Origin of the sequence: Streptomyces sp. NPDC058619 (assembly GCF_042717785.1) — a bacterium.
Taxonomy (GTDB): Bacteria; Actinomycetota; Actinomycetes; order Streptomycetales; family Streptomycetaceae; genus Streptomyces.
On the sequence record NZ_JBHXQN010000079.1, the window covers coordinates 1 to 22,882 of the forward strand.

At 73.4% G+C, this 22,882-nt stretch carries 18 protein-coding genes; 6 read left to right on the top strand and 12 right to left on the bottom strand.

The window, feature by feature from the left end; genetic code table 11:
* Nucleotides 1-361: 361 nt before the first annotated feature.
* Entirely contained in the window at nt 362-1,369 is a 1,008-nt protein-coding gene (locus ACFWTC_RS35840; RefSeq protein WP_383933130.1) for a stage II sporulation protein M, read from the bottom strand.
* Between the two features lie 111 nt (nt 1,370-1,480).
* Between ACFWTC_RS35840 and ACFWTC_RS35845 the strand changes: the two genes are divergently transcribed.
* Nucleotides 1,481-2,449: an RDD family protein gene (locus tag ACFWTC_RS35845; protein ID WP_384030061.1), complete on the top strand. Its 969-nt coding sequence runs from the start codon at nt 1,481-1,483 to the stop codon at nt 2,447-2,449.
* A 7-nt stretch (nt 2,450-2,456) separates the two neighbouring features.
* On the opposite strand, the gene ACFWTC_RS35850 is transcribed toward ACFWTC_RS35845, so the two are convergent.
* Both ACFWTC_RS35850 and ahcY read right to left on the bottom strand, forming a co-directional pair.
* Nucleotides 2,457-3,083, bottom strand: a complete 627-nt coding sequence (locus ACFWTC_RS35850; protein WP_384030059.1) for a hypothetical protein — start codon at nt 3,081-3,083, stop codon at nt 2,457-2,459.
* Between the two features lie 111 nt (nt 3,084-3,194).
* Complete coding sequence (gene ahcY / locus ACFWTC_RS35855) at nt 3,195-4,631, bottom strand: adenosylhomocysteinase (protein WP_384030057.1); 1,437 nt, start codon at nt 4,629-4,631, stop codon at nt 3,195-3,197.
* Between the two features lie 374 nt (nt 4,632-5,005).
* On the opposite strand from ahcY, the gene ACFWTC_RS35860 reads away from it, so the two are divergent.
* Nucleotides 5,006-7,054, top strand: a complete 2,049-nt coding sequence (locus ACFWTC_RS35860) for a fructose-specific PTS transporter subunit EIIC (protein WP_384030055.1) — start codon at nt 5,006-5,008, stop codon at nt 7,052-7,054.
* Between the two features lie 40 nt (nt 7,055-7,094).
* Here the strand turns inward: ACFWTC_RS35860 and ACFWTC_RS35865 are convergent, their stop codons facing one another.
* The 6 genes from ACFWTC_RS35865 to ACFWTC_RS35890 form a co-directional block, all read right to left on the bottom strand.
* Nucleotides 7,095-8,060: a cation diffusion facilitator family transporter gene (locus ACFWTC_RS35865; protein WP_383933362.1), complete on the bottom strand. Its 966-nt coding sequence runs from the start codon at nt 8,058-8,060 to the stop codon at nt 7,095-7,097.
* A gap of 71 nt (nt 8,061-8,131) precedes the next feature.
* Complete coding sequence (manA, locus tag ACFWTC_RS35870; protein ID WP_383933364.1) at nt 8,132-9,289, bottom strand: mannose-6-phosphate isomerase, class I; 1,158 nt, start codon at nt 9,287-9,289, stop codon at nt 8,132-8,134.
* 39 nt (nt 9,290-9,328) lie between these two features.
* Nucleotides 9,329-10,462: an SIS domain-containing protein gene (locus ACFWTC_RS35875; protein ID WP_383933366.1), complete on the bottom strand. Its 1,134-nt coding sequence runs from the start codon at nt 10,460-10,462 to the stop codon at nt 9,329-9,331.
* A gap of 59 nt (nt 10,463-10,521) precedes the next feature.
* Nucleotides 10,522-10,734 carry a Trm112 family protein gene (locus ACFWTC_RS35880; RefSeq protein ID WP_383933368.1) on the bottom strand — a complete coding sequence of 71 codons (213 nt, stop codon included), beginning with the start codon at nt 10,732-10,734 and terminating at the stop codon, nt 10,522-10,524.
* A gap of 191 nt (nt 10,735-10,925) precedes the next feature.
* Nucleotides 10,926-12,296, bottom strand: a complete 1,371-nt coding sequence (locus ACFWTC_RS35885; protein ID WP_384030053.1) for a phosphomannomutase/phosphoglucomutase — start codon at nt 12,294-12,296, stop codon at nt 10,926-10,928.
* A gap of 79 nt (nt 12,297-12,375) precedes the next feature.
* Nucleotides 12,376-12,750, bottom strand: a complete 375-nt coding sequence (locus tag ACFWTC_RS35890) for a DUF3499 domain-containing protein (RefSeq protein ID WP_383920832.1) — start codon at nt 12,748-12,750, stop codon at nt 12,376-12,378.
* A 90-nt stretch (nt 12,751-12,840) separates the two neighbouring features.
* Here ACFWTC_RS35890 and ACFWTC_RS35895 point away from each other — a divergent pair, with 90 nt between their 5' ends.
* Nucleotides 12,841-13,308: a metallopeptidase family protein gene (locus ACFWTC_RS35895; RefSeq protein ID WP_383907718.1), complete on the top strand. Its 468-nt coding sequence runs from the start codon at nt 12,841-12,843 to the stop codon at nt 13,306-13,308.
* Between the two features lie 77 nt (nt 13,309-13,385).
* On the opposite strand, the gene ACFWTC_RS35900 is transcribed toward ACFWTC_RS35895, so the two are convergent.
* From ACFWTC_RS35900 to ACFWTC_RS35910, 3 genes are all read right to left on the bottom strand, one after another.
* Nucleotides 13,386-14,867: a DUF5719 family protein gene (locus ACFWTC_RS35900; protein ID WP_383920829.1), complete on the bottom strand. Its 1,482-nt coding sequence runs from the start codon at nt 14,865-14,867 to the stop codon at nt 13,386-13,388.
* The gene (locus tag ACFWTC_RS35905; protein WP_384030051.1) at nt 14,864-18,568 is read right to left on the bottom strand and encodes a glycosyltransferase; all 3,705 of its coding nucleotides are present in this window, start codon (nt 18,566-18,568) and stop codon (nt 14,864-14,866) included. The genes ACFWTC_RS35900 and ACFWTC_RS35905 overlap by 4 nt, the downstream gene beginning before the upstream one ends.
* A gap of 274 nt (nt 18,569-18,842) precedes the next feature.
* On the bottom strand, nt 18,843-19,106 hold the full coding sequence (locus ACFWTC_RS35910) for a WhiB family transcriptional regulator (RefSeq protein WP_003983763.1): 264 nt from the start codon (nt 19,104-19,106) through the stop codon (nt 18,843-18,845).
* A gap of 627 nt (nt 19,107-19,733) precedes the next feature.
* Here ACFWTC_RS35910 and ACFWTC_RS35915 point away from each other — a divergent pair.
* From ACFWTC_RS35915 to ACFWTC_RS35925, 3 genes are read left to right on the top strand one after another with little or no spacing between them, the layout of a single operon-like run.
* Nucleotides 19,734-20,321: a cysteine dioxygenase gene (locus tag ACFWTC_RS35915; protein ID WP_384030049.1), complete on the top strand. Its 588-nt coding sequence runs from the start codon at nt 19,734-19,736 to the stop codon at nt 20,319-20,321.
* Nucleotides 20,322-20,350: 29 nt separating this feature from the next.
* Nucleotides 20,351-21,310: a 2-phospho-L-lactate transferase gene (gene cofD, locus ACFWTC_RS35920; RefSeq protein ID WP_383920821.1), complete on the top strand. Its 960-nt coding sequence runs from the start codon at nt 20,351-20,353 to the stop codon at nt 21,308-21,310.
* Nucleotides 21,307-22,626 (top strand): coenzyme F420-0:L-glutamate ligase, encoded by a 1,320-nt coding sequence (locus ACFWTC_RS35925; RefSeq protein ID WP_384030047.1) that lies wholly within the window; start codon nt 21,307-21,309, stop codon nt 22,624-22,626. The genes cofD and ACFWTC_RS35925 overlap by 4 nt, the downstream gene beginning before the upstream one ends.
* The last annotated feature ends 256 nt before the right edge of the window (nt 22,627-22,882 follow it).

The following is a 22,882-nucleotide window of genomic DNA, read 5'->3' on the forward strand; positions in this document are numbered from 1 at the left end:
CGGGCTTTCGTTCTGTTCTTGCTGTTCCTGCGTTTCCGACTCTATCAGACTTCTTCGCGTCCGATTCCCGGTCGAAGCGGGATTCGCTTTCCAGGTATTCGCTTTCGCGCTTTCCCTTTCCGGCGAGTCCGACTCTACCAGAGGATTTCCACCGGATTTCCCGGCTTCAGAATCCTGAATGAGGAGTCGAATGCGGCCCCACTGGAATTGAATTCCTTGGGGGCGAGAGAGACTCTAAACCATCGCTGCCGAACTTGTCCAGTTCGAGGCAACCGTTCGAATCTACCTCCCCGCGCGGTCTGTGTCAACGGTCTTTGCGGGACGACGAGGAGACTAGCAGCTCAGCGGGCTCGTACGCACATCAGGCGGCAGTGGGGAGCGTCGCCGTTCGGTCGGCGGCTTCGACATCGCCCACCTCGCCCGCGCGGGAGGCCCGGCCGCCCAGGACGTACACGTAGACGAGGAAGGCCGCCTCGGCGGCGATGCCGATCAGGATGCGGGCCCACGTAGGCAGGCCGGACGGGGTGACGAAGCCTTCGATGAGGCCCGAGACGAACAGGACCACCGCCAGGCCGAGCGCCATGCCCAGGGCGGCGCGTCCCTGTTCGGCGAGGGCGGTGCGGCGGGTGCGGGGGCCCGGGTCGATGACCGTCCAGCCCAGGCGCAGGCCCGTGCCCGCGGCGACGAAGACCGCCGTCAGTTCGAGCAGGCCGTGCGGGAGGATCAGGCCGAGGAAGACGTCGAGGCGGCCGGCGGCCGACATCAGGCCGATGCCGACGCCGACGTTGGCCATGTTCACGAAGAGGATCCAGAGCACCGGCAGGCCCAGGAAGGCGCCGAGGACCAGACACATCGCCGCCGCCTTGGCGTTGTTCGTCCAGACCTGGGCCGCGAACGAGGCCGCGGGGTGGCTGGAGTAGTACGTCTCGTATTCGCCGCCCGGCTGCGTGAGCGCCTTCAGGTCCTCCGGGGCGCCGATCGCCCCCTGGACCTCGGGGTGCGTCGCGATCCACCAGCCGATGAGCACGCCGACCGCGGTGGAGAGCAGCGCGGTCGGTATCCACCAGCGGCGGCTGCGGTACACCGCGGCCGGGAAGCCGGCGGTGAAGAAGCGGGCCGCGTCGCGCCAGCTCGCGCGGCGGGTGCCCGTCACCGTCGCCCGGGCGCGGGCGACCAGCTGGGTCAGCCGGCCGGTGAGCATCGGGTCGGGGGCGCTGGACTGGATCAGGGAGAGGTGCGTCGACGTGCGCTGGTAGAGCGCGACGAGCTCGTCGGCCTCGTCGCCGGTGAGCCCCCGGCCGCGGCCCAGGAGCTGTTCCAAACGGTCCCATTCCGCACGGTGTGCCGTCACGAAGACGTCGAGATCCATCCGGTTGCCGCTCCCCTGCCCCAGGTCCCCAGTTTCTGCCTACTCCTAATGTGTTCAGCTTGGCAGACTGGATGCCGTTGGGGCGGGTCAGGTCACGTGAAGGGTGTTGCGGTGAGCGATCTGGTGACGGGGGACGCGGTAGTCCTGGGGCTGAGGCCCGCGAGGGTGCCGAGCCGGGCGCTGGCCTACGTCCTCGACCTGGTCGTCTACCTGCTGGCCTACCTGGTGATCATGATCGGGCTGGCGTACTCGGTGTCCACGCTGGACGACGCCGCGCAGGCGGCGGTGTCGGTCGCGAGCGGGCTGCTGCTGCTGGTCGGCGTGCCGATCGCGGTGGAGACGCTGACCCACGGGCGGTCGCTCGGGAAGCTGGCCTGCGGGCTGCGGGTCGTACGGGACGACGGTGGGCCGATCCGTTTCCGGCACGCGCTGGTGCGCGGGTCCATGGGGGTCGTGGAGCTGCTGATGACGTTCGGGTCCGTGGCGTGCATCGCCTCGCTCGCATCCGAGCGGGGGCGCCGGGTCGGTGACGTGTTCGCGGGAACGCTGGTGGTCCGGGAGCGGGTGCCCGGGGCGCGGGTCATGCCGGTTCCGCCGCCGCCCCCGTGGCTGGCCGGCCGGTTCGCCGGGCTGGACCTGTCGGCGGTGCCGGACGGGCTGTGGCTCGCTATACGCCAGTACCTGACGCGGATGTCCCAGCTGGATCCGCACGTGGGCGCGGCGATGGCCGCGAAGCTCGCGGACGACCTGGTGGCGCGGACCGGTACGCCGCCGCCGGCCGGGGTGCCGGCCGCCGCGTACCTGATGGCCGTGGTGCACGAGCGGCAGTCGCGGGACGCGGCGCGGGCCTTCGCGGGCGCGGTGCCGGGCGGCGTTCCGGGCCGCCTTCAGGGTGGGGCGCCGGGCTGGGTACCGGCCGCGACTCCGGTCCCGGTTGCGACTCCGGCTCATGCCCCGGCTCCCGTTCCGGGTGGGGTTGCCCCGGCGGCTGCGCCGGCCGTTCCCGCGTACACCGCCCCCGCCGGGCCTCCGGCGCCGGTGGCGCCGCGCAGTCGTGGAGGGTTCGCGCCGCCCGCCTAGGCGGCGCCTAGCCGGCGGGGTCCGGGAACGCCGACGGCGGGGTCTCCAGGTGTTCGAGCTCGATGCCCGGTGCCGAGAGGACGACGTCCCCGGCGATGTGGACCGTGTGCACCTCTCCGGTGTCCAGGGCGCTGACCTCGTACGTGTCCACCAGGAGCGGGCCGCTGTCCGTGGGGTGCTCCTCGCGCCGCAGCAGGGCCCAGGCCTGGTCGACCGTACGGGGGGCCAGGACCGGGTCGGTGAGGGCGACGAGCCGTACGCGGGTGGCCGGGGCGCCCACGGCGGGGCGCAGCAGGCGGGCCGTCGCGACGAGGAAGGCCGGTGACGTGCCGGTGAAGCCCGGCGCGCGGACGTTGCCCTCGGTGGCCTCGGCGCCGCTGGGGTCGGTGCGGACCCACGTGACGCCGTCGATGGCTGCGCCCCGGACCTGCCAGCTCGACGCGTTGGCCTCCAGGCGGACGGGGCGGCCGAGTTCGTCGACGGCCAGGTCCACGGAGCCCCGGTGGTCGCCGTTCGGGGCGGTGAGCTGGGAGACGTAGCGCCAGCCGGAGGGGCCGGGCGCGCAGTGGAAGTGCTCCTCGCCGAGGGGAGTGCGGTCGTGCGGGTCGTGGAGCGAGTAGCGGCCGCGGGGCATGGCGTACTCCCTGGGTCGTTCGCGGGGGCGTGCGTGCGCACGGGGCAGGCCCCCGGCAGGGTGTGCCGGGGGCCTGACTCGGACTGACGGGGTGCTGGGGATCCGCGGGGATCAGTAGCGGTAGTGGTCCGGCTTGTACGGGCCGTCGACGTCGACGCCGATGTACGCGGCCTGCTCCGGGCGCAGGGTGGTGAGCCTGACGCCGAGGGCGTCGAGGTGGAGGCGGGCGACCTTCTCGTCGAGGTGCTTGGGCAGCACGTAGACGTCGGTCGGGTACTCGGAGGGCTTCGTGAAGATCTCGATCTGGGCCAGGGTCTGGTCCGCGAAGGAGTTCGACATGACGAAGGAGGGGTGGCCGGTCGCGTTGCCGAGGTTCAGCAGGCGGCCCTCGGACAGCACGATGAGGACCTTGCCGTCGGGGAACTTCCAGGTGTGGACCTGGGGCTTGACCTCGTCCTTGACGATGCCCTCGATCTTGGCGAGGCCGGCCATGTCGATCTCGTTGTCGAAGTGGCCGATGTTGCCCACGATCGCCTGGTGCTTCATCTTGGCCATGTCGGAGGCCATGATGATGTCCTTGTTGCCCGTGGTCGTGATGAAGATGTCGGCCGTCGCGACGACGTCGTCCAGCGTCGCGACCTGGTAGCCGTCCATGGCCGCCTGGAGCGCGCAGATCGGGTCGATCTCGGTGACGATGACACGGGCGCCCTGGCCGCGCAGGGACTCGGCGCTGCCCTTGCCGACGTCGCCGTAGCCGAAGACGACGGCGGTCTTGCCGCCGATGAGGACGTCGGTGGCGCGGTTGATGCCGTCGATCAGGGAGTGGCGGCAGCCGTACTTGTTGTCGAACTTCGACTTCGTCACGGCGTCGTTCACGTTGATCGCCGGGAAGAGCAGGGTGCCCTCGGCCATCATCTCGTACAGGCGGTGGACACCGGTGGTGGTCTCCTCGGTCACGCCGCGGATCTCGGACGCGAGCTGCGTCCACTTCTGCGGGTTCTCACCGAGGGTGCGGTTCAGCAGCGTGAGGATGTACGCGTACTCCTCGGAGTCCGCCGTGGACGGGTCCGGGGCCGCGCCGGCCTTCTCGAACTCGACGCCCTTGTGGACGAGGAGGGTGGCGTCGCCACCGTCGTCGAGGATCATGTTCGGGCCGCCGGTGGGGGTGTTCGGCCAGGTGAGCGCCTGCTCCGTGCACCACCAGTACTCCTCCAGCGTCTCGCCCTTCCAGGCGAAGACGGGGACGCCCTGCGGGTTCTCCGGGGTGCCGTTCGGGCCCACCGCGATGGCGGCGGCCGCGTGGTCCTGGGTGGAGAAGATGTTGCAGGAGGCCCAGCGGACGTCGGCGCCGAGGGCGACGAGGGTCTCGATGAGCACGGCCGTCTGCACGGTCATGTGCAGGGAGCCGGTGATGCGGGCACCGGCCAGGGGCTGGGCGTCCGCGTACTCGGCGCGGATCGACATCAGACCCGGCATCTCGTGCTCGGCCAGGGTGATCTCCTTGCGGCCGAAGACGGCAAGGGAGAGGTCTGCGACCTTGAAGTCCATGGGTGCTGCTCCTCATGGTTCGAGAGGGTGGGTACGGCTCTGGGCCGTGCGCCGGACGGCTGGGGTACCCCGGACGAGTCTGGGGGATGGAACACCGAGCACAGTCCGTCGGGGGCCCTCTCTCCCCTCGGCCGGTCGCGAAGACCGCCCGACCGCCATCAGCAGCGACGCCTGACACTGATGACGAATCTACACCGATCGGCCGTGCGTGCCCCAGTCGCCCGGGGAAAGAGTCGTCTGCGGGGGTCGGGCCCTCCGGCAGGAGCTTTCGGGGCCTTTCGGGCTTTTAATCCACCTCTTATGTGCGGGAGGATGCCGGTGGATCGGGACTTCCGCGCGATCCCCGCAGGAACCGTGGTGTGAAGGAGATTTCTGTGACCAGTCCGGCCGGCCCTCCCGCAGGCGGGGGCGCAAGCGGGCACAAGCGCCTCAAGCTGCTCGCCGTCACCGCGTGCCCCACGGGCATCGCGCACACCTACATGGCGGCGGAGAAGCTCCAGCAGGCCGCCGATGAGCTCGGCGTCGACATGAAGGTGGAGACGCAGGGCTCCATCGGAGCCGAGAACGTTATCTCTGACAACGATGTCAAGGAGGCGGACGGAATCATCATCGCCGCCGACAAGGAGGTCGACCGGGAGCGCTTCGCCGGCAAGCGGGTGCTGTCCACCGGGGTCGCCGACGGCATCCACAAGCCGAAGGAGCTCATCGAGCGGGTCCGGAGCGCGCCGGTGCAGGCCGGGACGGCCCCGGCGGGCGGGAGCGGGGGCGGGGGCGGGGGCGGGGGCGGCCGGGCGCGCAGCGCCGCGTACAAGGCCCTGATGAACGGCGTCTCCCACATGATCCCGTTCGTGGTCGTGGGCGGGCTGCTGCTCGCCGTCTCGATCGCGCTCGGCGGGCACTCCTCCGGTAAGGGCATCACCTTCGACGAGGGGTCCTTCTGGTTCTACGTCAACGCGCTCGGCACCCTCGGCTTCACGCTGATGCTGCCGATCTTCTCCGGCTACATCGCCTACGCCCTCGGCGACCGGCCGGCGCTGGTGCCCGGCATGATCGGCGGCTTCCTCGCCGCCGACGCCACCACCATCTACAAGGCCGACGCGAACGCCGGCTTCCTGGGGGCGATCGCCACCGGCTTCCTGGCGGGTTACCTGGTCGTCTGGATCAAGAAGGTCAAGGTCCCCAAGTTCGTCCGGCCGATCATGCCGATCATCGTGATCCCGATCGTGTCGACGCTGGCGCTCGGGCTGTTCTACATCTACGTGATCGGGCAGCCGATCTCCTGGGTGTTCACCCACCTGACCAGCTGGCTGAACGGCATGACCGGCTCCAGCGCGATCCTGCTGGGCGCCATCATCGGCCTGATGATCGCCTTCGACATGGGCGGGCCGGTCAACAAGACGGCCTTCCTCGTCGCGGTCGGCCTGATCGGCACCAACAACACCGTCATGGGCATGGCCGCCGCCGCGATCCCCGTCATGCCGCTGGGCCAGGGCCTGGCCACGCAGCTGCGCCGCAAGCTGTACACCGGCCGGGAGCGCGAGACCGGCATCGCCGCGCTCTTCATGGGCTGCTTCGGCATCTCGGAGGGCGCGATCCCCTTCGCCGCCGCGCGGCCGGCGCAGGTCATCCCGGCGAACATGCTGGGCGGCGCGGTGGCCGGTGCCATCGCGGGCATCGCCGGGGTCACGAACTCGGTGCCGCACGGCGGCCCGATCGTCTCCGTGTTCGGCGCCGTCGGCGGGGTCGGCATGTTCTTCGTCGCGATCGCGGCGGGCACCGTCGTCACCGCGCTGACCACCAACGCCCTGATCGGGCTCAAGCAGCGCCGGGCCGGCGCCGCGCCGGCCGGCCCGAAGGCGCTCGCGCCCGAGCCGGTGCTGGTCGGAGCGGGTGCGGGTGCGGGTGGTGCCGCTGGTGCGGCTGCCGGTGGCGCCGTACGGGAGACCGCCGCGCCCGCGGGCGAGCCCGAGGTGCTGTCCGGGTACCTGACCGGGCGGACCGTGAAGACGGAGCTGGCCTCGGACTCCAAGGAGGCGGCGATCCGCGAGATGGCGCACATGCTGGCCACCACCGGGAACGTCCGGGACGTGGACGAGCTCGTACGGGTCGCGCTCGCCCGGGAGGCGCAGGGTACGACCGGCCTCGGCGAGTCCATCGCGATCCCGCACGCCAAGACGGACGCGGTGACCCGCCCGACGGTGGGCTTCGCCCGGTCCGGCGAGGGCATCGAGTGGGGCTCGCTGGACGGTACGAAGGCCCGGCTGCTGTTCATGATCTCGGTACCGGAGACCGCGGCGGGCGACGAGCACCTGCGCATCCTGGCGCTGCTGTCGCGCAAGCTCATGGACACCGGGTTCCGGGAGCGGCTGCAGAGCGCACCGGACGGGCCGTCGGTCCTGGAGGTGCTGCGCGAGATCCGGTAGGACCGCGCCCCCACGTGTTCCCGGGCGTCCGCCCGGACCCTCAGTGGCCGTCGCCGCCGGGGGCCTTCACCGGGTCGGGCGCCGAGGCGGCGGCCGCGGCGTTGTAGATGTCCGGCTCCAGGTAGATCACCCGGGCGATGGGGACCGCCTCGCGGATGCGGGTCTCGGCGGCGTTGATCGCGCGGGCCACCTCGGCCGCGGTGTCGTCGCTCTTGACCGCGATCTTCGCCGCGACCAGCAGTTCCTCGGGGCCGAGGTGCAGGGTGCGCATGTGGATCAGGCTGGTGACGGTGTGCCCGTCCACGACGGCGGCCCTGATCTTCTCGACGTCGTCGGTGCCCGCGGCCTCACCGAGCAGCAGGGACTTGGTCTCCGCCGCCAGGATGATCGCGATGACGATCAGCAGGACGCCGATGCACAGGGTGCCGATGCCGTCCCAGACGCCGTTGCCGGTCAGCAGGGCGAGGCCGACGCCGCCGAGGGCCAGGACTAGGCCGACGAGCGCGCCGAGGTCCTCCAGGAGCACGACGGGCAGCTCCGGGGCCTTGGCGCGCTTGACGAACTGGCGCCAGGACAGGTTCCCGCGGACCAGGTTCGACTCCTTGATCGCGGTGCGGAAGGAGAAGGTCTCCGCGATGATCGCGAAGACGAGGACGCCGACCGGCCAGTACCAGTTCGTGATCTCGTGCGGGTCGTGGATCTTCTCGTAGCCCTCGTAGATGGCGAACATGCCACCGACGCTGAAGAGCACGATGGAGACGAGGAAGGCATAGATGTACCGCTCGCGCCCGTACCCGAAGGGGTGCTCGGGCGTCGCCTCGCGCTTGGCCTTCTTGCCGCCGAGGAGCAGCAGCCCCTGGTTGCCCGAGTCCGCGAGCGAGTGGACGCTTTCTGCGAGCATCGACGAGGATCCGCTGAAGAGGTACGCCACGAATTTGGCTACAGCGATGGCGAGGTTGGCGGCGAGTGCCGCCACGATCGCCTTGGTACCGCCCGACGCGCTCATGGATTCAGGGTGTCCTTCCTAGGCACTGGCTACCGGCCGCACATTGTTGCAGGTACCCCGGCGACGGCGCGTCAGACGATCACGGTCGCACGGAATACGGTGCCGGTTCCCGACAGTTCGACCTTTTCGCCCGCCGGTACGAATACCGACCCGCCGGGCGCCAGGTCGAGTTCGCCGACCCGGGGGGCGCCCGCGGTGCAGAGCAGGATCTGTGCGGTGTCCGCCGGGAGCACCCGGGAGGCGCCGCCGGGGGCGAGGAGGAAGCGGGAGAGCCGGAACTCGTCGATGGGGGTCTCGTAGACCTCCTCGCCGTCGCCCTCGGGGCGCAGCACGGCCGGGTCGCCCGACTCGAAGCGGACGACCTTCAGGAGTTCGGGCACGTCCACGTGTTTGGGGGTGAGCCCGGCGCGCAGCACGTTGTCGGAGTTGGCGAGGAGTTCGACGCCCAGGCCGTCGATGTAGGCGTGCGGGACGCCGGCCCCGAGGAACACGGCCTCGCCGGGCTGGAGCCGGAAGTGGTTCAGGAGCAGGGCGGCGATGACCCCGGGGTCGCCGGGGAAGTGGTGGACCAGGGTGGCGTACGGCGCGTACGGGCCGCCGAGGCGCTCGGCGGCGGCCGCGGTCTCGGTGACGGTGCGGGCCATCTGCTCGCGGTCCGCGGTCAGTACGGCGGTCAGCACCTCGCGCAGCGCGGCGTCCTCGGGGTGGGCGCGCAGCAGGTCGGCGTACGGCTTGAGGGAGTCGACGCCGAGGCCGTCGAGGAGGGCGGCGGCCTGTTCGGGGTGGCGGAAGCCGCAGAACCCGTCGAACGGGGTGAGCGCGCAGATCACCTCGGGCTTGTGGTTGGGGTCCTTGTAGTTGCGGTGGGCCGCGTCGATCGGGACGCCGCGGCGCTCCTCGTCCTCGTACCCCTCGCGGGCCTGGGCCAGGTCGGGGTGGACCTGGAGCGAGAGGGGGGCGCCGGCGGCGAGGACCTTGAAGAGGAAGGGCAGCCGGGGGCCGAACTTGGCGACGGCGGCGGCGCCGAGCTCGCCCTCGGGGTCTGCGGCGATCAGGTCGCAGAGGCTGGTCGCGCCCGCACCCCGGTCGAGGCGGGAGGGGGCGCCGGGGTGGGCGCCCATCCACATCTCGGCCTGGGGCTCACCGGTGGGTGCGACCCCGAGGAGGGTCGGGATGGCGGTGGTGGAACCCCAGGCGTAGGGGCGGATCGTGTTCGTCAGGCGGTCCATCGTGGTCTTCCTGGATAGAGCCGGATACGCAGGTGTACCTCAGGCGTGTCCCCCGGAAGCCAACGCCAGGTAGGCGGTGGCGAAATCCGTGACGGCGAGGAGTTCGGCGAGCTGTTCCAGCTCGACGCCCTCCTCCGGTTCGAGCTCGCTGATGGCCGTGTCGTGGCTGAGGGCGAGCTCGCGTGCGGCCGGGGCGGCGGTGAGGCCGCCTGCCGGCCGGTCACGCAGCAGGACGATGCGGGCGCGGAGGGCCTGGGGCTCTTCGACCCGGTCACGGAAGAAGTCTTCGGGATCGGCGCCGGCCGCGAAGGAGCCTGCGAGCAGGACGCCGTGGGCGGGCAGCGCCTCGGGGAGCGCGGCGGCCAGTGCGGGGCGGCCGGCGAGCTCGGCGAGGGTGGCGGCGAACCGGCGTCCGGCGGGCCCGGCTCCGGCGCCCTCGCTCCAGATGAGCGGGAGGGAGTCGGCCAGTTCGGAGGCGAGCGTCTTGGCCGGGTTGGAGTACGTGGCGATGGCGGGGCCGCAGCGTTCGGCGGTGCGGTCGAGCCGGTCCGCGACGAGTTGCAGGGTCTCGGGGGCGGCGGTAATCAGGCCGACCTTGTCGAGCAGCACCAGCAGGGGCGTCAGCAGGGCCCACAGGGCGCCGGGTCCGGCCGCGGCGGATTCGTCGTACTCCTGGTACGGGGCCTTGGCCATCGGTACGAGGAGCCCGTGCGCGCCGTCCACCGCCTCGCTCAGCGGGGAGCGTTCGGGGGCGACGGCGACGACGGTGCAGCCGCGCCGGTAGGCCTGCTCGGAGAGGAGGGCGAGGCCGGGCTCGGTGCCGTCGGTGGTGGCGATGAGCAGCAGGTCGACGGGGCCGGCCCAGCCGGGCAGGGCCCAGCGCAGGGCTCCGGCCGCGTGAGCGACGCCGGTGGGGTCCAGCCGGACGACGGGCGCGGAGGCGCCGGCGAGGGCGCCGAGCAGGTCGGCGACCCCGGTCGCGGCGGTGCCGGAGCCGGCGATCAGGACGGCGCGGGGCCGGCCGTCGGGCCGCAGGTCGCCCAGCCCCGCCTCGGCGGCGTGGCGGGCGGCGGTGCGGACCCTGGCCCCGGCTTCGGCGGCGCCGCGGAGCAGGCCCCTGCGGTCGGCGCGGACGAGAGCGTCCGGTGCGTCGAGGAGTGACTCGTCGAGCATGGCGGCCTCCGGCTGTTGGGTGACGGAACCAGTCTGCGCGTCTCGCGGTGCGGGGCGGCTCAGGCGGGGCGGCGGGCCTCGTCGACGAGGAGTACCGGGATGCCGTCGCGGACCGGGTAGGCGAGCCCGCAGTCCTGGCCGGTGCAGATCAGCTCGGGGGCCGTCTCTGCCCCGGCTGCCGCCGGGAGGTGTCCCCCGGCCGACTCGTCCCGGAGGGGCGCGTGGCAGGCGGGGCAGGCGAGGATCTCCAGGAGACCGGCTTCGAGCGGCATGGGGCGCTTTCCCTTCGGACATGCGGTTGGGGCGTGGTCAGCGTACCGCCGAGTCACCGGCGGGTGCGGTCCGGCGGTGTCCGGCCGCGGTCCCGCCCGGGGGGACGGGAGCCGGGGCCCGGGGCGGGGCCCGGCGGCGCCCCCGCCGCCCCGCGCGGGGGCCCCGGGCGCCGGGCGGGTGGGCGCTGGCGTCAGGCGCGGATGAGGGCCAGGACCTCGTCGCGGACCGCGGCGAGGGTCGCCTCGTCGCGGGCCTCGACGTTGAGGCGCAGCAGCGGCTCGGTGTTGGAGGCGCGTACGTTGAACCACCAGTCGGCGCCGGTGACGGTCAGGCCGTCGAGCTCGTCCAGGGTGACGCCCTCGTGGGCGCCGTAGGTCTCCTTGACCGCGGCGAGGCGGGCCTTCTGGTCGTCGACCGTGGAGTTGATCTCGCCGGAGCCCGCGTAGCGGTCGTAGGAGGAGACCAGGTCGGAGAGGGTGCCCTCCTGGCCGCCGAGCGCCGCCAGGACGTGGAGCGCGGCGAGCATGCCGGTGTCCGCGTTCCAGAAGTCCTTGAAGTAGTAGTGCGCCGAGTGCTCACCGCCGAATATGGCGCCGCTCTTGGCCATCTCCTCCTTGATGAAGGAGTGGCCGACGCGGGTGCGGACGGGGGTGCCGCCGTGCTCGCGGACGACTTCGGGGACGGACCAGGAGGTGATCAGGTTGTGGATCACGGTGCCGGTGCCGCCGTTGCGGGCCAGCTCGCGGGCGGCGACCAGGGCGGTGATCGCGGACGGGGAGACGCCCACGCCGCGCTCGTCGATGATGAAGCAGCGGTCGGCGTCGCCGTCGAAGGCGATGCCCAGATCGGCGCCCTCGGCGAGGACGCGGGCCTGGAGGTCGACGACGTTCTTCGGGTCGAGGGGGTTGGCCTCGTGGTTCGGGAAGCTGCCGTCGAGCTCGAAGTACATGGGGACGACGTCGAGCGGGAGGCCCTCGAACACGGTGGGGACGGTGTGGCCGCCCATGCCGTTGCCGGCGTCCACGACGACCTTGAGCGGGCGGATCGCGGTGAGGTCCACCAGGCCCCTCAGGTGCGCGGCGTAGCCGGGGAGGCTGTCCAGCTCGGTGGTCGTGCCGGGGACGGTTCCCTCGGCGACGGCGGGGGCGCCGTCGTCGGTCCACTTCTCGGCCAGGGCGCGGATCTGCGCGAGGCCGGTGTCCTGGCCCACGGGGGCCGCGCCGGCGCGGCAGAGCTTGATGCCGTTGTACTGGGCCGGGTTGTGGGAGGCCGTGAACATGGCGCCGGGGAGGTCGAGGGAGCCGGAGGCGTAGTACAGCTGGTCGGTGGAGCAGAGCCCGATGAGGGTGACGTCCACGCCGCGGGTGGCGGCGCCGCGCGCGAAGGCGGCGGACAGGCCGGGCGAGGAGGGACGCATGTCGTGGCCGATCACGATCGCGGTGGCGCCGACGACCTCGACGAAGGCCGCGCCGAACAGCTCGGCCAGGGTTTCGTCCCACTGGTCCGGAACGACCCCGCGCACGTCGTACGCCTTGACGATGTTCGAAAGATCTGCGGCCACTGCCTGCCCTCCTGAAGGTCCTGTGCGGTGGATAAACCTACCCTGCACAGGGCACGGCCCCCGGATCGCGGGGAGGGGGTCAGGACTCGGGCGATCTCAGGACGCGCAGGTGGCCGCGGCGCGTCTCACCGGCGGTCGGGCCGCCGCGTCCGGGGCCGTTGGGCTCGGCCGGGCGCTCCGGCGGGCGGGCGGCCTCGCGTACGGCGTTGGCGAGGGCTTCGAGGTCGTCGCCGCTGGGGCGGGACGGCGCGGAGCCGTCGGACAGCCGGACGACGTCCCAGCCGCGCGGGGCGGTCAGGCGCTCGGAGTGCTCGGCGCACAGGTCGTAGCAGTGGGGTTCGGCGTAGGTGGCGAGCGGGCCGAGAACTGCGGTCGAATCGGCGTAGACGTACGTCAGTGTCGCGACGGCAGGGCGGCCGCACGCGGTGCGCGAACAGCGACGTACAAGGCTCACGACGTTGGACCGTACCGCACTCTTGACCGGGCCGCGACGACTCTCCCGCCGCTCACCCCCCGTGTCGTGGTCGGCGGCTACCCTGCGGGGGTGACGGACAGCCCGCTTCCCCCCCACCCGGTCGACCTTCCCGCCGAGCCGCGCCAGCGCCGGCGTGACCGCCACGGGCGCGGGATGCGCGGGCCGCTGGCGCCGCCTCAGGTGCCGCTGTCGGCGAGCCGGTCGGAGGTGTTCGGGGACCTCGTGCGGGACTCCGTCGAGCGGCTGGAGCGGCGCTTCCCGCAGCTCGCAGAGGTGGAGTTCCTCGTCGGGGACGTGCCCGGTCCGCCGGGCGGCGCGGACACCGGCTGGAACGACGAGGCGGTGCCGCTGGGCGCGGTGCAGGAGCCCCGTGAGGGGCGGCCGGCCCGGATCGTGGTGTTCCGGCGGCCGGTGGAGATCCGTACGAAGACGCGCGACGAGAAGGCGCTGCTGGTGCACGAGATCGTCGTGGAGCAGGTGGCGGAGCTGCTGGGCCTCTCGCCGGAGACCGTGGACCCGCGGTACGGCCAGGACTGAGGTCCCGGCCCGGTACGGCCAGGACTGAGGTCCGGGCCGGTACGGCCGGGCCCCGCGTCCGGCCGTACCGGCCGGGGTCAGCGGACGAGGACCGACAGGTCCTGGGCGGCCCTGGGGACCGAGACCGTGGAGCGGTCGTCCGACAGGGTCTGCACGGTGAACATCGCGATGCCCTCGTGCGGGAGCGACAGGGTGCGGGCCGCGTGGACCGGACCGCCCGAAAGGGTCTCCACCGTGAGGGCGTACGCGCCCTTGCCGCCCGCCGGGGCCACCGTCACCTTCTGGGTGGTGCCCGCCTTGACGACGACCTCCTGGGAGGCCGCCTCCCCGCCCCCGGTGCCCGGCGAGGCCGTCACCCTGACCTTGGCGTCCTGCCGGCCGGGGGCGGTCAGCGCGAGCACGGTCGTGTTCTCCTCGGGCCGGTTGTCGGCCACGGTCGCCCGCGCGCCCACCGGCCCGGTCGCCGGGACGAAGCCGAGCTCCTGCTTGGCGCCGCTGCCGCGGACCACCCGTACCGCCGCGACCACCGGCGAGGTCTTCTTCGGGTCCGCCGGGGTCAGCAGCAGCGAGCCCGCCTCGCCCCGGGTCAGGTCCCCGAGGTCCACGCCCGCCGTCATGCCGGCCTTGACGTGCAGCTGTTCGTTGCCCGCCGGGCTGATGGAGCCGCCCTGGCCGGCCAGCCGGAGGCTGAGGTCCGCGTCCTGGTCGCCGGGAACGAACGCGACCAGCCGTACGGAGGTGGCGTCCGCCGGGATGCCGGGCAGGACGAGGGATCCGGCCGGGTCGGTGGCGGCGGGCAGCCAGTCGGCGCCCACCCCCTCCTCGGCGACCTGCACGGAGGCGCCGACCCGGCCGGCCCGGGTGGTCACGTGCGCGGTGGCGTCGGCGAGCTGGGTCGAGGGCGCCAGGGAGGACAGCAGGACGGCCTTGCTGGACCGGGGGTCGATCCGGATGTTCTCGCCGGTGCCCGCCTCGGACTTGAGGGGGCCGTCGGGGCCGAAGAGCTTGATGTCGACGACGGCGGCGGCGTCGTCCGGGTTGGTGAGGTGGACGTAGTCCTCGCGCCCCTTGGCGGTGCTCACCGCGGGGAACCAGAAGTCGGTGCCGGGCGCGGTGCAGCCGACGCCGAGCACGCCGCGGGCGCGGCCGACCGAGACCTTGGTGGTCTGCTGCGCGGTCCAGCCGGGGGCCAGGGAGCCGTCGGCGGTGCCCGTCAGGGCGGGGGCGTCGGCCCCGGCCGCGGTGGCCCCGAAGGGCTTGCCCGGCTCCTTGGGCTCCAGTACCGGCTTGGCGTCCTTGGTCGCGCCGAGCAGCCGGGCCGAGCCCTGGGCGGGGGTCCCGCCGGCCGCGGCCGGGGTGAACGCCGTGTACGTCGTGTCGGCGATGTCCGAGGAGCTGGGCGCCGGGCAGACCAGCAGGGACCGCTCCACGGGCATCCGGGACGCGGCCGCGGCCGGGCCGGCGCTCCCGGCCGCGGGCGCGGTGAGGGCGGCGAGCCCGGTGAGGGCGGCCAGCGCCGCGGCCGCGGCCGCCAGCGTCAGGGGTGCGCGCTGCTTCACTGCTGGGGGCTCCCGTCCGGACGCGGGGCGTGCTGTCCGTAGGTGTCGTACGGCTCGTACGGGTAGGGGTGGTCCGGCCGGCCCGGGTCCCGGGCCGGCGGGTCCTGTGGGTGCTCGGGGTGCTGCGGGTGCTGCGGGTGCTGCGGGTAGGGGGCGGCCTCGTAGCCGTCCGCGCCGCCGTACCCGCCCTGCTGGGGGTGCCGGGGGTGCTGGGGGTACGACGCCGGCGGGTCGGGGTACTGCTCGTGGCCCGGCGCCGGGGTGTAGGGCTGCTGGGGCTGCTGGGGGTCGTACGCGTAGCCGCCCTGGTCGTCGCCGTAGCCCTGGTAGGCGTACGACTCCTCCCCGTACGCCGGCTGCGCGGGAATCTGCGCGTACGGGTCGGCGACCCCGGCGTCCTGCGCGGGGGCGGGCGCGGCCACGGCCTCCGCCTCGGCGCGCAGCCGGCGGGCGCGGCGGCCCTCGCCGGCCTCGGCGGGACCGGGCTGGGACGGCAGCGCGGCCTCCTCCTCGGGCAGGTCGTCGTCGAGCCGGGTTCGGCGGCCGGGCAGCGCCATCACCAGCAGCACCAGGGCGAGGAGGCCCTGCGTCCAGTGCCAGGTTCTGCGGACCAGGGAGGTCTCGTGGACGAGGTCGAGGCGGCCGGCGGCGGCGGGCAGTTCGAAGCCCTGCGCCCAGCCGTCCAGGGTCTTCGGCTTGAGGGGCTTGCCGTCGAGGGTGGCCTGCCAGCCGGAGTCGGCGCGGTCGGCGATGCGCAGCGTGCGGCCCGCTTCGCCGGCCGGGATATCGGCGTGGGCCTCGACCGGGCCGGAGGAGACCGGGACGGGTGCCTCGCCGGGCGTGCCGGGGACGATGACGGTGCGGGGCAGCCAGGGCTCGACGCCCCAGAGGGCGGTGCCGTCCTGCTGGTGGCGGCGGCTGAGGCCGGGGGTGGCGTCGAGGACGCGGCGGATCTCCTCGGGGCCGCCCGGCCGGAACATGACGAAGCGGATGGCGAAGGCGCTGAGCTGGCTGGACTGGTCGGCGCCGGAACCGGCGACGAGGTTGGAGACGACCTTGTCGAGGCGGGCGTCGCCGCCGGTGGCGGCGGTGGTCTCGGCGTCGCCGAGGCGGCCTCCGGAGCCGCGGACGAGGCTGTAGGAGACGCCGGCGGGGCCGTCCAGGTCGAGGATGAGGGTGCGGGTCTGGTTGTCGTCACCGCCCGCGTCGGCGACGAAGGCCGGGACCTGTACGGGGTCGCGGCGCTGGAGCGGTCCGGCGGCTCCGTCGAGCACCCAGCCGGCCGCGCCGAGCAGCGGGCCGGCGGCGGCGGCGAGCGCGACCAGCGCGGCCAGCGGCTGGCGCCAGCCGAAGCTGCGGGCGGCGACGCGGTGTTTGGCGCCGTCGGCGCCGAGCACGGCGGCCGCGAGGAGGGCGAGTCCGTAGACCAGGGTGGCGGGCCCGGCCCAGGCGGTGCGGGCGACGAGGACGGCGAACAGCAGCCCGGCGAGGGCGGCGGCCCAGGCGGTGCGTACGGCGGACTGCCGGTCGGCGCGGAGCAGGGCGGCCAGGGCGGCGAGGACGACGCCGGCGAGGAGCAGGGAGGCGCCGGTGCCGGGGCCGCCGGGGTTGATGCCGAGCAGGCCGAGGGGCGAGGCGGAGCCGGCTCCGTACGGCAGTCCGGCCTCGCGGAGCAGCCGGCCGGGGTGCATCAGGAGGCCGAGGGACCAGGGGGCGAGCACGAGGAGGGGGACGGCGAGGGTGGCCGCGAGCCGGGGGCCGTACGTCTTCCAGCGGTCGCGGCGGACGACGAGCGCGGCGGCGCCGAGCGCGGCCGCGAGCGGCCAGACGACGGGGGTGAAGGCGGTGGCCAGGGTGAGCAGGAGGGTGTGGGTCCACACCGGGCGCCGGCCCGGGTCGGCGTCCGCTCCCCCGAGGCCGAAGGCGGCGACGGCGGAGCGGGCGATGAGCGGCAGCAGCACGGCGAGGACGGCGGTGCCGAGGCGGCCGCCGGCGAGGGCTCCGGTGACGGCGGGCAGGAAGGCGTAGGCGACGGCGGCCCAGGCGCGCAGCAGGCGGGACTCGACGAGCGGCCGGGAGGCGAAGTACGCGGTGAGTCCGGCGAGCGGGACGGAGCCGACGAGCAGCAGGGTCAGGGCGGCCTGGGTGGAGCCGAACAACAGGGTGGAGACGGCGCCGAGGACGGCGAGGTACGGCGGGGCGTCGGCGGTGGAGCCGGTGGAGACGGTGTGCCAGCCGTCGGTGTAGGCGCGCCAGAGGTCGAAGCCGCTGTCGGGGGCGGGCAGCAGGGCGCCGCCCATCAGGGAGCCGCCGCCGATGAGGGAGCGGCAGGCGGCGAGGGAGACGAGCAGGAGGAGGCCGAACAGGACGGGCGCGGGGTTGCGGGCGATCCGTTTGAGGCGCGCGAACCGTTCGGTCTCCTGGTAGTCGCCGTCCTCGCCGGGCGCGGTCAGGATGCTGGCTCCGCCGTGCCGGCCGGCGGGGGCGGTGTCGGTGGCGCGCCCTTCGCCGAAGTACCCGGCGAGGGCCTCGGCGTTGGCGCGCAGGGAGGCGCCGGGCGGCGGGAAGAGCGGGCGCAGCTCGGTGGCGGGGACGGCGGGGCGGCGGCGGGCCTTGCGGGCGGCGAGGACGCGGCCGGGGCGGAGCAGGGTGGCGAGCAGGCCGGTGAGTTCGTCGACGGCCTGGCCGGGTGCCTTGCCGACGAGGTAGGCGAGGGTGCGCAGGACGGTGCCGACGAGGACGCGCAGCAGTACGTACGGGAGGGCGCGGCCGGAGCTGTTGGCGAGCATCGTGTAGACGGCGCCGGCCTTGTCGACGCGGTGCGGGCTGGAGGTGGTGCGGCCGGCGCAGTCGACGGTGCGGCGCTCGCGGGCGGAGGCCTCGGCGTGCCGCAGGACGGCGTCGGGGGCGACGAGGACGGTGTGGCCGGCGCTGTGGGCGCGCCAGCACAGGTCGACGTCGTCGCGCATGAGCGGCAGCCGGCGGTCGAAGCCGCCGAGGGCGTCGTAGACGTCGCGGCGCACGAGCATGCCGGCAGTGGAGACGGACAGGACGGGGCGGATCTGATCGTGCTGGCCCTGGTCCTGTTCGCGGCGGTCCAGGCCGGTCCAGCGGCGGCCGCTGCGGGCGACGGTGACGCCGGCTTCGAGGAGCTGCTTCCTGTCGTACCAGCCGCGCAGCTTGGGGCCGATGACGGCGGCTTCGGGATTCTCGTCGGCGACGCGGAGCAGTTCGGTGAGGGTGTCCGGTTCGGGGGCGCTGTCGTCGTGGAGCAGCCAGAGCCACTGGACCGGTTCGCCGTGCGGCAGTTCGGGGAGGTCGTAGGCGTCGTCGCGCCAGGTGCGGCTGACGGGGTCCCAGCCGCTGGGGCGCTTGAGGTACGGGAGGTCCTCGGGGGTCAGCGTGCCCGCAGTCCGGGCGGCCTCGTCGACGGCGGTGCCGAATCCGGTGCGCCGGGCGAGGTGCAGGACCCGGTCGTCGCCGAAGGCCTCGGTGAGGAGCCGGGCGGAGTCGTCGGCGCTGCCGGTGTCGGCGGCGACGTGGTTCTGGGCGGGGCGTTCCTGGCCGAGCAGGCCGGCGAGGGTCCGCGGCAGCCAGCGGGCGCCGTCATGGGCGACGAGGACCGCGGTGACGACGTGCCGGGGGAACTCCGGGGTGGCTGGGGCCTGCTGGGAGGCCGTCGACTGGCTGTGCAGGGACATCGCGGTACGGGCCCTCCGGCCGGGGGTCCGGGGGTGGTGGACCCTCGGAGGCTGCTGGACAGCGCCCCACACTAACGGCTGGGAACAAGGCAGTCCGCCTCCTGCGGGGAAGGTGCGGGAGGCGGACCGTCTGCTCTGCCGGGTCGGTGTGCTGCGCCGTCGGCCGTGCCGCCGGACCTGCCGGGCGATGTGCCGTCGGATATGCCGTGGGTGGTGCCGTCGGATATGTCGTGCGATGTGCCGTAGGTGCCCGCGCGGGGGCGCCGGGCCCTCCTCAGACCGCTGCCTTTTTCAGCCGGCGGCGCTCACGCTCGGAGAGACCGCCCCAGATGCCGAATCGCTCGTCGTTGGCGAGGGCGTACTCAAGGCATTCGGAGCGGACTTCGCAGGCGAGGCAGACCTTCTTGGCCTCGCGGGTGGAGCCGCCCTTCTCGGGGAAGAAGGACTCGGGGTCGGTCTGGGCGCACAGAGCGCGCTCCTGCCATCCGAGCTCTTCGTCCGCCTCCTCGACCAGCAGTTCCTGAAACAGCTCGGTCATGTGCGCCCCTCGCTCTGTCTGTGCGTCCCCGTGATGACGTCGTCACTGATCGCTACGTAACGACACGAGTGAAAGTACAAGTGCGTGGCTCCTGAGCAGTCAAGCTGAGATCTGCTATTGGGCCCCTTATTCACTCTGCGGAACCAAGCGTATGCAGTAAGTGTTCAAATCGCCAAAAATCGTGACACATGCCTCGCGCACCACAAGACGCCCATTGCCCGTAATCGACGCCTCATGCACCGACATGGTTGCGATCTGATCACGGAAGCGGCGTAGATCACATTCGGGTCACGAGATGACGGGTGTTGGTTTGAGTCGCGATACAGCGCCACCTCCCCTGGCCCTGACTGCACAAACCTTTCTCCGGGCGCGTTAACCGGATGAGGTGAAACTTTTGCCTCGAAACGGTCATTGAGTTGACAGTCCGGCCCTCGACCCGCTCTCCTTGTTCGCATGTCAGCGCCCGCAGCCGCCACCCGGACCCCCATTCGTGGGTTCCTGTGCGCTGCCCAGGTTCGCTGTTGCTGTTGCAGCTGTTGATGCCCTCGGAGCTCCGGCTCCGCCGAGCTCCGGCCGCCCCCCGCAGCAACCGCCAGCACGACTGACACCCGTCGAGGTATCCCCACGATGAACAGCGCCACCCCCGCCGTCACCGCCCCCACCGCCCCGGCCCCCACCGCCCCCGCCGCGGCATCCGCCGTCACCGCCCCGGCGCCCGCCACGGGCGCCGAGAGCGACCTCCAGATCGCCGGCGACATCCTCGCCGTCCAGCACCTCCTGCAGCCCGCCCGCGAGCACCCGGCCACCGTCGCCGAGTTCGTGGGCCTCGCCCGTTCCATCGCCGGGGACCGCGCCTCCTGGGAGCACCTGGTCCGCTACGACGCCACCACCCGCTGGTACCACCGGCTGCGCACCGGCCCCGGCTACGAGGTCTGGCTGCTCAGCTGGGTCCCCGGCCAGGGCAGCGGCCCGCACGACCACGGCAGCTCCTCCGGCGTGATGACCGTCCTCGACGGCGAGCTCACCGAGCACAACGCCCGCGGACGGCTCTCCCTCGGCGCCGGCTCCCAGCGGGTCTTCGCCCCCAGCTACGCCCACGAGGTCGTCAACGACACCCTCGACGGCGCGGTCAGCCTGCACGTCTACTTCCCCGGCCTGAGCGAGATGCCGATGCACAGCTGCTCCCCGGCCCGGCCCGAGGCCCTTCCCGTCTGACCGTGACGCGGCCTGACAGACTTCGGTGCATGCGCATTGTTGTTCTGGCCGGCGGTATAGGCGGCGCCCGGTTCCTCCGCGGACTCAAGTCCGCAGTCCCCGACGCGGACATCACGGTCATCGGCAACACCGGTGACGACATTCACCTGTTCGGGCTCAAGGTGTGCCCCGATCTGGACACGGTGATGTACACCCTCGGCGGTGGCATCAACGAGGACCAGGGCTGGGGCCGCACGGAGGAGTCCTTCACCGTCAAGGAGGAGCTCGCCGCCTACGGGGTCGGACCCACCTGGTTCGGTCTCGGCGACCGCGATTTCGCCACCCACATCGTCCGTACGCAGATGCTCGGCGCTGGCTACCCGCTGAGCGCGGTCACCGAGGCCCTCTGCGACCGCTGGCAGCCCGGCGTCCGGCTGCTGCCCATGTCCGACGACCGGGTCGAGACCCACGTCGCCATCACCGAGGCGGACACCGGCGAGCGCCGGGTCGTCCACTTCCAGGAGTACTGGGTCCGGCTGCGCGCCTCGGTCGACGCTGAGGCCGTCGTCCCCGTGGGCGCCGAGCAGGCCAAGCCCGCGCCCGGCGTGCTGGAGGCCATCGCGGCCGCCGACGTGATCGTCTTCCCGCCGTCCAACCCGGTGGTGTCGGTCGGGACGATCCTGTCCGTGCCCGGCATCAGGGACGCCGTGGCCGCCGCCCCGGCGCCCGTCGTGGGCCTCTCCCCCATCATCGGGGGCGCGCCCGTGCGCGGCATGGCCGACAAGGTGCTGGCCGCGGTGGGCGTCGAGTCCACCGCCGCCGCCGTCGCCCTGCACTACGGGACCGGGCTGCTGGACGCCTGGCTGGTGGACACCGCCGACGCGGACTCCGTCGCCGAGGTGGAGGCCGCCGGGATCACCTGCCGCGCGGTGCCGCTGATGATGACCGACCTGGAGGCCACCGCCCAAATGGCCCGGGCCGCGCTGGAGCTGGCCGAGGCCGCGCGGTGACGGCGGCGCACCCCCCTCGCGGGCGCGGTCCCGCGTACGAGGTGCGGGCGGTCGACGGGATCCCCGAGGTCAGGCCCGGCGACGACCTGGCGAAGCTGATCGCGGTGGCCGCGCCCGACCTGCGCGACGGCGACGTCCTGCTGGTCACCTCGAAGATCGTCTCCAAGGCGGAGGGCCGGATCGTCGAGGCCTCCTCGCGCGAGGAGGCGATCGACGCCGAGACGGTACGGGTGGTGGCGCGCCGGGGCCCGCTGCGGATCGTCGAGAACCGGCAGGGCCTGGTCATGGCCGCGGCCGGCGTGGACGCCTCCAACACCGCACCCGGCACGGTGCTGCTGCTGCCCGTCGACCCCGACGCCTCGGCCGCCGCGATGCGTGAGGGGCTGCGCGACATCCTCGGGGCGGACGTCGGCGTGGTCGTCACGGACACCTTCGGGCGGCCCTGGCGCACCGGCCTCACCGACGTGGCGATCGGCTCGGCCGGCGTACGCGTCCTGGACGACCTGCGGGGCGGGACGGACACGCACGGCAATCCGCTGAGCGCCACCGTCGTGGCCACGGCCGACGAGCTGGCCGCCGCCGGGGACCTGGTCAAGGGGAAGGCGGCCGGGCTTCCGGTCGCCGTCGTGCGCGGGCTGGCCCACGTCCTGGGCGAGGGCTCCTCGGCCCGGGACCTGGTCCGCCCGCCGGCCGACGACATGTTCCGTCTCGGCACCTCGGAGGCGGTCCGCGAAGCCGTGACGCAGCGCCGTACGGTACGGGCCTTCACCGCCGAGCCGGTGGACCCCGGCGCCGTGCGGCGGGCGGTGGCGGCGGCCGTGACGGCCCCGGCGCCGCACCACACGACGCCGTGGCGGTTCGTCCTGCTGGAGTCGGCCGCGGCCCGGCTGGAGCTGCTGGACGCGATGCGGGACGCGTGGATCGCCGACCTCCGGGCGGACGGGAAGTCCGCGGAGTCCATCGCGCGGCGGGTCCGGCGCGGGGACGTGCTGCGGGCCGCCCCGTACCTGGTGGTGCCCTGTCTGGTGACGGACGGCGCGCACGACTACGGGCACGCGCGGCGCGACGCGGCCGAGCGGGAGATGTTCGTGGTCGCGATGGGCGCGGGCGTGCAGAACCTGCTCGTCGCGCTGGCCGGGGAACGGCTGGGCTCGGCGTGGGTGTCCTCGACGATGTTCTGCCGGGACGTGGTGCGCGGGGTGCTGGGACTGCCGGACGACTGGGACCCGATGGGCGCCGTGGCGGTGGGCCATCCCGCCGCGGCCGCCCCCGAGCGGCCCGCGCGGGCGGCGACGGACTTCATCGAGGTCCGCTGAGCGGGCGGCTCCGCTGAGGGGAGAAGGCCGCTGAGCCGGACGGAGCGCCGGGCGTCCGGGCCCGCTACGTCCGGGGCCGGGGCGGACGGCGCGCCGTGTGCGGCTCGCGGTTCGGCGCTGACCCCCGGTTCGGTACGGGCCCCGGTTCGGTGCCGGGGGGTGTCTCTATGTCCTTCGTCAAGGACGTGGTGCCGGGTATGAGGTTGTTTGGGGTGGTCATGCGGCGAGGGTGATGGTGGGGGTTCTGGACTCGTAG

What these genes read in the sequence shown, in the direction of transcription:
- ACFWTC_RS35840 (WP_383933130.1), bottom strand. Translation starts at nt 1,369, where the DNA reads ATGGATCTCGACGTCTTCGTGACGGCACACCGTGCGGAATGGGACCGT.
- ACFWTC_RS35850 (WP_384030059.1), bottom strand. Translation starts at nt 3,083, where the DNA reads ATGCCCCGCGGCCGCTACTCGCTCCACGACCCGCACGACCGCACTCCC.
- ahcY (WP_384030057.1), bottom strand. Translation starts at nt 4,631, where the DNA reads ATGGACTTCAAGGTCGCAGACCTCTCCCTTGCCGTCTTCGGCCGCAAG.
- ACFWTC_RS35865 (WP_383933362.1), bottom strand. Translation starts at nt 8,060, where the DNA reads ATGAGCGCGTCGGGCGGTACCAAGGCGATCGTGGCGGCACTCGCCGCC.
- manA (WP_383933364.1), bottom strand. Translation starts at nt 9,289, where the DNA reads ATGGACCGCCTGACGAACACGATCCGCCCCTACGCCTGGGGTTCCACC.
- ACFWTC_RS35875 (WP_383933366.1), bottom strand. Translation starts at nt 10,462, where the DNA reads ATGCTCGACGAGTCACTCCTCGACGCACCGGACGCTCTCGTCCGCGCC.
- ACFWTC_RS35880 (WP_383933368.1), bottom strand. Translation starts at nt 10,734, where the DNA reads ATGCCGCTCGAAGCCGGTCTCCTGGAGATCCTCGCCTGCCCCGCCTGC.
- ACFWTC_RS35905 (WP_384030051.1), bottom strand. Translation starts at nt 18,568, where the DNA reads ATGTCCCTGCACAGCCAGTCGACGGCCTCCCAGCAGGCCCCAGCCACC.
- ACFWTC_RS35910 (WP_003983763.1), bottom strand. Translation starts at nt 19,106, where the DNA reads ATGACCGAGCTGTTTCAGGAACTGCTGGTCGAGGAGGCGGACGAAGAG.
- ACFWTC_RS35915 (WP_384030049.1), top strand. Translation starts at nt 19,734, where the DNA reads ATGAACAGCGCCACCCCCGCCGTCACCGCCCCCACCGCCCCGGCCCCC.
- cofD (WP_383920821.1), top strand. Translation starts at nt 20,351, where the DNA reads ATGCGCATTGTTGTTCTGGCCGGCGGTATAGGCGGCGCCCGGTTCCTC.